Origin of the sequence: Beijerinckia sp. L45, from assembly GCF_009765775.1 — a bacterium.
Classification (GTDB): Bacteria; Pseudomonadota; Alphaproteobacteria; order Rhizobiales; family Beijerinckiaceae; genus RH-AL1.
Genome location: NZ_LMUU01000148.1, coordinates 1 through 8,644 on the forward strand (window position 1 = coordinate 1; position 8,644 = coordinate 8,644).

Here is an 8,644-nt window from a genome sequence, read left to right on the forward strand (position 1 = left end):
TCGGCGGCAGAGGCGATCTGCTCGAGCGAGCGACGAAGCTGCTCGGCGGCAGCGGAGGCTTCCGCGACGCCGGCCGCCAGTTCTTCGGTCGCCGCGCCGATCCGCTCGGCCGCCTTCTGCTGGCGCGCACGCGAGCGGTCCTGCGAACGGCGTTGCGCGGCGGCCTTGATCGAAACGGGGCTCACGCTCGCGTCCGCCGGCGCGACGGTCCGGATCGTGCTCTTGCCGCTCAGCGCGGACGTCTTGACCAATGCCATTGGGAGTCTCTGCCTGAGTTCGGACGCGCGATCTCTATGAAGGTCGCGATCCCGACCTGTATAGAGCAGACGAACAGACCGTCGTTCTAGAATTTCGATGGGTGATTAACAAGGCTGCTCGCGACAGCTCCGGAAGCCGCGACAACGCTCCGCGGCCTCGACCGCGCATGCATCCGCTTATCAACAAGCGCTCCATGCTGTCGCACGATCTCTTTAATCCTAATGCGTCAAGAATTACGCGGTCGTCTACGCTGTCGATAAATCGATACTTGAATATAGTCGCTTAAGGAGCGGTTTCGTCAATTCATGAACTGCTGGCGGGCTTCTCCGCCTCGATCATATCGCGGATGCGGGTCGCAAGCGCCTCGATGGCGAACGGCTTGGTGATCATCTGCATGCCGGGTTCGAGAAAGCCGTTGGCGATTGTCGCGTTCTCGGCATAGCCGGTCATAAACAAAACCTTGAGGTGCGTCCGCTTCTGGCGTGCTGCGTCGGCGAGCTGCCGCCCGTTCAGGCCAGGCAGGCCCACGTCGGTGACGAGCAGGTCGATGCGGATGTCCGATTGCAGCAGTTTTAAGCCGGACGGTCCGTCGATCGCCTCGATGGCGCGATAGCCGAGCTCCTGCAGGACATCGATGACGAGGTCGCGGACCGCGGTCTCGTCCTCGACGACGAGCACGACTTCCCCGTGCCCGGAGCGGTGCTCTTCCAGGGACTGGACATGCCGGTCCTCGGCGTCCTCGACTTGGCCGTAGTAGCGCGGCAGGTAGAGCTTGATCGTCGTGCCTGTGCCGAGCTCCGAATAGATCTTGGCGTAGCCTTCGGACTGGCGGGTGAAGCCATAGATCATCGACAGGCCGAGCCCCGTGCCCTGGCCGATCGGCTTGGTGGTGAAGAAGGGCTCGAAGGCCCGCGCGATGACGTCGGGCGGCATGCCAGTGCCGGTATCGGTCACGCAGATGCAGATATACTGGCCGGCGCGCACGTCCCGACTCTTCGCGGCATAGGCGCTGTCGAGATGGGCGTTGCAGGTCTCGATCGTCAGCTTGCCGCCGAGCGGCATGGCGTCCCGCGCGTTGATGGCGAGGTTGAGGATCGCGCTTTCGAGCTGATGGGGGTCGCAGAGCGTCTGCCACAGACCGCCGGCGGTGACGATCTCAAGACGCACCGCCTCGCCGAGGGTCCGCCGCAGCAGTTCCTCCATGCCGCTGACCAGCCGGTTGGCGTTGGTCGGCTTGGGATCGAGCGGCTGGCGGCGCGAAAAGGCGAGCAGTCGATGGGTCAGCGCTGCGGCCCGGTTGGCAGACGTCATCGCCGCGGTGGCGTAGCGCTCGATCCGGTCCGTGCGCCCCTGACTGATCCGCCGTTGCATCATGTCGAGCGACCCGATGACGCCGGTCAGCAGGTTGTTGAAATCATGGGCGATGCCGCCGGTGAGCTGGCCCACCGCTTCCATCTTCTGGGCCTGGCGAAGCTGCTCCTCGGCCTGCAGCAGGGCCGAAGCCTGTTCCTTGCTTGCGGTGACGTCGCGGCCGTAGGCGTAGACGAGATCGCCTTCGACCGAGGTGTGCCAGGAGATCCAGCGCGTCGTGCCGTCCTTGTGGCGGTAGCGATTCTCGAAATTACTGAGGTCCCGCGTGGTGGCGGCCGTTTCGAGACCGCTTTGCGTCTTGGCGGCGTCTTCGGACCAGATGAAGTCTAAAAAGCTGTGGCCGATCACCTCGGCGGTGTCATGACCGAGAATGGCCGTCCAGGCCGGGTTGACGGTGCGGAAGATGCCGTCCGCCCCGATCACGACCAGCAGATCGCGCGAATTGCGCCAGACGCGATCGAGCTCGACCGTCCGCTGTTGCAGCCGCAGTTCGAGTTCCGCGGCAAACCCGCGGATGCGCGCTTCCGCCTGGACCCGCGCCGTGGTTTCTACGACAACGGCGATCACGGCCGCCGGTCTGCCGCTCTCGTCGAAAACAGGCGAATAATCCAGGTTCATCCAAACCTGCTCGGCGACCCCGTTGCGGTAGAGCGTGAGCTCCTGGTCCTTGTAGGCCAGCGTCCCGCCGCCAAGGCCGATCTTCATGACGTGATCGTTGAAATCGGCGACCTCGGGCCAGCCCTCGCGCACCTTGCTTCCGAGCAGCTGCGGATGGCGACCGCCGGCGAATTTTGAATAGGCGTCGTTGTAGATCATGAAGCCGTCGTCGCCCCACAGCATAACCATCGGCACCGGCGAGTGCACGACGATCCCGACCGCGGTCTTGAGGCTCTGCGGCCAGGCCTCAATCGCGCCGAGCGCCGTCGTCGCCCAGTCGAAGGCACGGATCATCGCGCCGGTGTCTCCCTCGCCCTTCAGAAAATCGAGCGCGGGCTGGTCGTGCTGCGGAATGTCGAGCAGAGCTGCGTCCTTCCATGGGGGCAGGCTTGAGCGGCGGCGTTTTTTGTCTGGTAACCCGAAATCGAATGGCGGTCACCTGGACGTCGGTGAATACCGACGGGCATCCGCCGGACGATCAGCGGTCGAACAAGCGTCTCGATTCGGACTCTTGTTCCAAAGGTCTAACGCGCTGTTTGTCGTTGCCTTCACGCTGTGCGCGGCGTCGCCGCCCGTGGTTTGACGCTTTTTCAACACCTTTCCGTGAGCGCCTCGCTACGGTCACAGCGGTGACGCCTGCCGTTTTTCGACGGACAATTTCCCACGCGCTATGCTGATGCTGTCGTTATGTCGCACTCTGGGACGATTCTAATCTATAGTGCGATAACGTTGCGTTACTATATGGAATAATTCCAAATTAAACGCAATTGACAATAATAAGGACTGCCTTTCTATCCATTGCATCAATAGCGTCTCGAACGCTTCTGTTTAGTTTTGCGTTGTACATGCAGGTTTAGATCATGTGGCCGTCTTCTATTCGTTACTGCAACGATTCGTCGTCTAACGTCGCCGCAAAGGTGCGGCGGAGCCGCCGCGCGTGGCTGGTCGGGTCGACGCTCGCCTGCTTTGCCGGCGCCGGCGAGGCACGGGCCGAAGACGCGGTCGTTCTCGAGGACGTCGTGGTCCAAACCATAGGCAAGACGGATGCGCGACCGTTGCAGCAGGCGCCGACCGTCGGCAAGACCGGCACCAAGCTCGAGGACCTGCCGCAGAGCATCACCATCATCCCGCAGCAGGTGGTCAAGGAACAGGGCGGCACCGATCTTAAAGCTGCGATCCGCGACGTCAGCGGTGTCAGCCAGGGCGGCGGCGACGGGTTCGGCTTCGGCGATCGGCTTTTGATCCGCGGTCTCAATCCGCAGGTCTATAACGACGGATTTTCCGACGGCGATCAGCGCAACAATATCTCGCATTCGCTTAACGGCGTGCAAAGCATCGAAGTGTTGAAAGGCCCGGGCTCGGCATTGCTCGGCAGCGGACCGCCCGGCGGTTCGATCAACATCGTGCATTATCAGCCCTCGCCGATCCTGGCCTATGGCGCCGGCGTGCAGTTCGGCAGCTTCGATGCTTTGTCGTCGCACTATTACGTGACGGGCCCGACCACCACCGTGCCAGGGCTCAATTTTCGGGTCGACGCGCTGGTCGAACATTCCGACGGGTTCCGCAACCTGCGTAGCGCCGATTACGAGTTTCGCCCCGAACTCTCCTGGAGCCACGAGGATCACCTTTTCAACTTCAGCGTCGATGTCCGTCACATCGAGCACAAGGCCGACGCCGCAGGCCTGATCTATTTTCAGGGCAGCCCGATCAACGTCTCGCGCGACACCAACTACTCGTCGCCCTTCGGCTACGCCAACCAGGACTATGTCCGCACTGCGCTCTCCGACGTTTGGAACGTGACGGATTATCTGACGATCAATAACCGCTTTTCCTACGTGCATCGCTCGGAGAGCATCCTGCGCAACGGCGATGGATCGGTGGTCGTCGGCACCACCGACACCAAGCGCCAGCTCCGCCAGCAGGTCGATTCGCTCGACGACTTCGACTATCAGCTCGAGCCGATCTGGAAGTTTACGACCGGAGACGTCAAGCACACGCTGCTGACCGGCTTCGAAGCGCGTCGTCAGATGCTGTTCGCCAATCGCTCTACCGCCGACCTTCCGAACATTGCCAACGTCTTCGCGCCGAACGTGCCGGAAGCCTCGGTCAATGGCCTGAACTTCTTGAGCGATGCCACGCATTCCGGCTTCATCGATCAGCTCAACGCCACTTATCTCAGCGCCTATGCCGCCGATCAGATCGATGTCACCGACAAGTTCAAGGTTCGTCTGACCGGGCGCGAGGATTGGTGGGATACGTCGCTGACGCCGGAGGAGTTTGTGCCGGGCCGGGTGTTCCAGAACAACCAGCTGATCGAGCCCGGCAATACCTATCGCCGCATCGACACGCCGTTCAGCTGGAGCGCCGGCGCGCTCTACAAGATCCTGCCCGGCGTCTCGCCCTTCGTCGGTGTTGCGCGCAGCTATCTCGCGAACTTCAGCTCGGAGGCGACGCAGGCCGGCATCCATGACCCGGAATCGGCGATGCAGTATGAAGCGGGCGTCAAATTCGCCGCCCTGGAAGACCGTCTGACCTTGACCGTCGCCGGCTTCAACGTGCAGCGGAACAACGTTTTTACGCTGGTCGGCGATACCGGCGTCTTCGATGCGCAGAAGACACGCGGCATCGAGGCCGATTTCCAGATGGCGGTGACGCCGGAATGGAAGGTCGTCGCCAACGTCACGGACCAGGCGGCATCGCTGACCGACAATCCGTCCGCACCGACCGCCATCGGCAAGCAGCCGATCGGTGTGCCGCTGCATATCGTCAACATCTGGAGCACCTACGACTTCGCGATCGGCGGCCTCACCGGCTTCAAGGCCGGCGGCGGGATGCAGTATCGCGACAAGATCTTTGGCGACCAGCTCAACACCGAAACCGTGCCGGCCTATACGATCTTCGATGCGGTGCTGTCCTACGCCAAACCGACATGGGACGCTTCGATCGGCATGAAGAACATCACGAACAAGTTGTACTTCACCAACGCCAACGGCGCCGGCGCCTTTGTCGGCGAGCCGCGCACTGTCTACGCGAAGATGGACGTGCATTTCTGACGACATGACGACCCGGTCGTCGGGAAGACGACGGCCGGGGAATCGCGTTATCACCTTCCCCGGCGCGAAAGGGTCTCGCCTGGAAGGTTCAAGCATGGGCGGCACGCAGCAGACCACGGCATCGTCCGCTCTCCTGGTCGACGGATTGCGCCAGCCGGCCCATCTGCTGACCGATCGGCACGGCCTCACCCACATCTATGCCGACAACGAGCCGGACTTGTTTTTCGCGCAGGGCTTCAATGCCGCGCGCCACCGGCTCTGGCAGATCGATCTCTGGCGCCGCCGCGGCCTGGGGCAACTGGCCGAGGCCTTCGGCTACGGGTTCGTGGCGCAGGACCGTGCCAGCCGGCTGTTCCTCTTCCAGGGCGACATGGAGGCGGAGTGGGCCGCCTATCATCCCGGCACCAAGGCCATTTGCGAAGACTTTTGCCGCGGCATCAACGCCTACCTCGATCTGATCGACCGCGGCGAGGCCGTGCTCCCGGACGAGTTTCGCACGCTCGATGTGACGCCGCAGCGCTGGTCTGCGGCGGACATCGTCCGCATTCGCAGCAATACCTTGACGGCCAACGGCATCTCCGAACTGCAGCGCTGCGCCTTGCGCCGCGACGGGCGGGACGCCATCGACGGGCTTCGCGCCATCCTCCGGCCGTCGCCGCCGGCCGCCGAGGCGCCTTGCGACATCGCGGACTGCGCGGCGCTGATCACGCTGCTCGAACTCGCCACCGCTCCGGTGATCATCACGCGGGCGCGTCTTGCCGCGACGGAAGCCGACATCGAAGTCTGGGCCGACCCAAAACGGTTCGTAGCCGCCGGCGATCCGCAATCCGACGCGGGGCGCCCCATCGAAGGTTCGAACAACTGGGTGCTGTCCGGCGCCAAGACGGCTTCGGGCGCGCCGCTGCTTGCCAACGATCCGCATCGCGCTCTCCAGACGCCGGCGCTGCGCTATGCCGTGCACCTCTGCTGTCCGGCTTTTTCCATCATCGGCGGCGGCGAGCCGGCCTTGCCGGGGATTTCGATCGGGCACAACGGCGCCGTCGCCTTCGGCCTGACGATTTTCCCCGCCGACCAGGAGGACGTGTTCACCTTCAACCTGGAGGACGCGGGCACGCATCCGGCCATCGTCGAACACGTCTCCAGCATCGCCGTTCGGGGTGGCACGCCGCTCGAATGCCGGACGTTTGCCTACGGCACGAGCGCGGTTCTCCGCCTCGACGCCATGAAACGGAGCGGGATCGCCCTCCGCACGGTTTGGTCGGAGCCGGGGGCTGCGCCCTATCTCGGCGGCCTCGCGCTGACGACCGTCCGACGTGTCGCCGACGTCCGAGCGCGGCTGGCGGAGTGGCGCCTGCCGGCGGTCAACTACGTGACCGCGGATGTCGCCGGCGCGATCGGCTGGTTCGTCGCCGGAGCGATCCCGCAGCGCAGGCCGGGCTCGGGCGTCGTGCCGGAGCGCAGCGTCGGCGACCCCTGGTCCGGTTTCGTCGCCAACGCGCACCTGCCGACCCGCATCGATCCGGCGTGCGGCTACGTCATGTCGGCGAACGAGTTCAACCTGCCGGACGGCTGGGACCCCGCGACCCCGCTCAGCTACGAATGGTACGAGAATTTTCGCGCGCGGCGCATTCACGAGGTGTTGGGGCAGGCAGGCGACGCCACCGTGGCGGACAGTATCGCGCTTCAGCACGATATCCGCTCCGTGGCGGCGCTGGACCTTCTCGATCGCGTCCGGGCCTGCCTCGACCCGGCCGCCATCGCCGCGCTCCCGATGCCGGCAAAGGCGCTGCTGGACTGGGATGGCACGATCGCCAATGACGCGCCTGAAACCCGCTTCTTCCATCATTGGCTTGCGGACGTCCTCAAGCCGGCAATGGCAATTCTGGTCGACGAACCCAAAGATGATTCCGTCGAAGTCTTGACCGAGGCGCTCGTCGCTACGCTCGATGCTTTACCCACGCCGCGGCGCGCCGAGATTCTGACCGATACGCTGCATGCTGCCGCAGAAAATCCGGCGCGACACCAGCCGCAACGCCGCGCCCTGTTCCGCCACGCCATCCAGGACGATGTGCGGCCTGGCCGGTCCTTCCACGCAGGGGCAGCCTGGAATGGCGACGACACGACGGTCCATATGGGAAAAAGCGGCCGCGACCCCGGATTCGTCGAGCTGGGCGCATCCTTCCGCATCGTCGTCGACTTGGCGGACTGGGACCAATCGCGATGGCAGAATGTGCCCGACCAGAGCATCGGCGGGGAAGGGGCCGCCGCAATGGTGCCGCTGCTGTATTCCAGGGCGCTGGTCGAGGCGGCGGTCGCGCTAGCCATGATCCTACACCCGCGCGATCCCGGATGATCTCAGAGGCAGCGGCACCCGCCGCGTCGGCGGCAGGTGCCGCTGGGTGCTCAATCTTCCAGGGTGATCGCGACGTCCGCATTGGCGGACAGCCGCACCTTGCCGTCCTCGATGTCGGCGATCAGACCGACGGAAATGTAATGGTGATGCTTGTCCGACGAGTCCTTCTTGGTCAGCTTGATGCGGTGACCGTCGAGATGGTCGACCGTGCCGACATGGACCCCGTCGGCGCCGATGACTTCGGCGTGTTCCTTGATCGTGCTGTAATCCACCATGTGATCGTCCTAAAAATGAGCCGATAGGCGTCGCGCGCTATCAGGCAAGCATATGGCGCCGCTCCTGTGTCCGTAACAGGGGCAGCGTGGCTGTAAGCGTCGTCTTCGCCCGTTTCTGACATGCCGGCGTCGGCTCGCCCTTGGAAAACGCGCGGGTCGAGGTGCATTCGGGCAAATCGGCGTGCTGCGGGGTTTTGCAGGCCTGTGCCGAACGGTGTATATCGGAACTACGGGATCGATGTCGCATCGACCGCCGCAAACGGGGCCCCGCGAGACGATGTATCGCCGGGTCAGCTTTGCCGCCGTCGCGTCGGTACGGGTCTGATGCGGGGGCCGATGCTCTGTCCGCGTGCGGCGGCAGGGCTTCCGCCACGCCGTGACCGCATAGGGAGAGCAGGACATGCCCGACATCTCAAAAAATGGATCGACAGGGCTGCGCGTCGTGCGCCCCGGCCCGTCGTTCAAAGGCAAGCAGGGTCACGTCTATGCGCCGGCCATTTCCGCCGAAAGTGTCGGCGCAAAAGGCATCCACATGCAATTCGTCACTATTCCGCCGGGCGAAATCGGGCGCGCGCACAAACACGAATCGCATGAGACGGCGATCCATATTCTCCAGGGACTGTCGGGTGTCTGGTACGGCGACGAACTCGAACACCATCAGGTCGCGGGCGCCGGTG

Annotated in this window: 4 protein-coding genes and 2 pseudogenes; 3 read left to right on the plus strand and 3 right to left on the minus strand. The window is 63.9% G+C overall.

Annotation, left to right across the window (positions count from 1 at the left end):
- Positions 1–257 (minus strand): annotated as a pseudogene (locus GSQ79_RS15850) (methyl-accepting chemotaxis protein); the annotation flags it as partial.
- Between the two features lie 304 nt (positions 258–561).
- The gene (locus GSQ79_RS15855; RefSeq protein ID WP_158809667.1) at positions 562–2,580 is read right to left on the minus strand and encodes a PAS domain-containing sensor histidine kinase; all 2,019 of its coding nucleotides are present in this window, start codon (positions 2,578–2,580) and stop codon (positions 562–564) included.
- A gap of 566 nt (positions 2,581–3,146) precedes the next feature.
- On the opposite strand from GSQ79_RS15855, the gene GSQ79_RS15860 reads away from it, so the two are divergent.
- Both GSQ79_RS15860 and GSQ79_RS15865 read left to right on the plus strand, forming a co-directional pair.
- Positions 3,147–5,339 (plus strand): TonB-dependent siderophore receptor, encoded by a 2,193-nt coding sequence (locus GSQ79_RS15860; RefSeq protein WP_158809668.1) that lies wholly within the window; start codon positions 3,147–3,149, stop codon positions 5,337–5,339.
- Positions 5,340–5,433: 94 nt separating this feature from the next.
- Positions 5,434–7,692, plus strand: coding sequence for a penicillin acylase family protein (locus tag GSQ79_RS15865; RefSeq protein ID WP_158809669.1), 2,259 nt, complete (start codon positions 5,434–5,436; stop codon positions 7,690–7,692).
- A gap of 50 nt (positions 7,693–7,742) precedes the next feature.
- Here the strand turns inward: GSQ79_RS15865 and GSQ79_RS15870 are convergent, their stop codons facing one another.
- Positions 7,743–7,967, minus strand: a complete 225-nt coding sequence (locus GSQ79_RS15870; RefSeq protein ID WP_158809670.1) for a DUF2171 domain-containing protein — start codon at positions 7,965–7,967, stop codon at positions 7,743–7,745.
- A gap of 400 nt (positions 7,968–8,367) precedes the next feature.
- Between GSQ79_RS15870 and GSQ79_RS15875 the strand changes: the two are divergent.
- A pseudogene (locus GSQ79_RS15875) lies at positions 8,368–8,644 on the plus strand (cupin); the annotation flags it as partial.

Excerpts from the sequence above, each read along its gene's own strand:
- GSQ79_RS15860 (WP_158809668.1), top strand. The coding sequence starts at position 3,147 with ATGTGGCCGTCTTCTATTCGTTACTGCAACGATTCGTCGTCTAACGTC.
- GSQ79_RS15865 (WP_158809669.1), top strand. The coding sequence starts at position 5,434 with ATGGGCGGCACGCAGCAGACCACGGCATCGTCCGCTCTCCTGGTCGAC.
- GSQ79_RS15855 (WP_158809667.1), bottom strand. The coding sequence starts at position 2,580 with ATGATCCGTGCCTTCGACTGGGCGACGACGGCGCTCGGCGCGATTGAG.
- GSQ79_RS15870 (WP_158809670.1), bottom strand. The coding sequence starts at position 7,967 with ATGGTGGATTACAGCACGATCAAGGAACACGCCGAAGTCATCGGCGCC.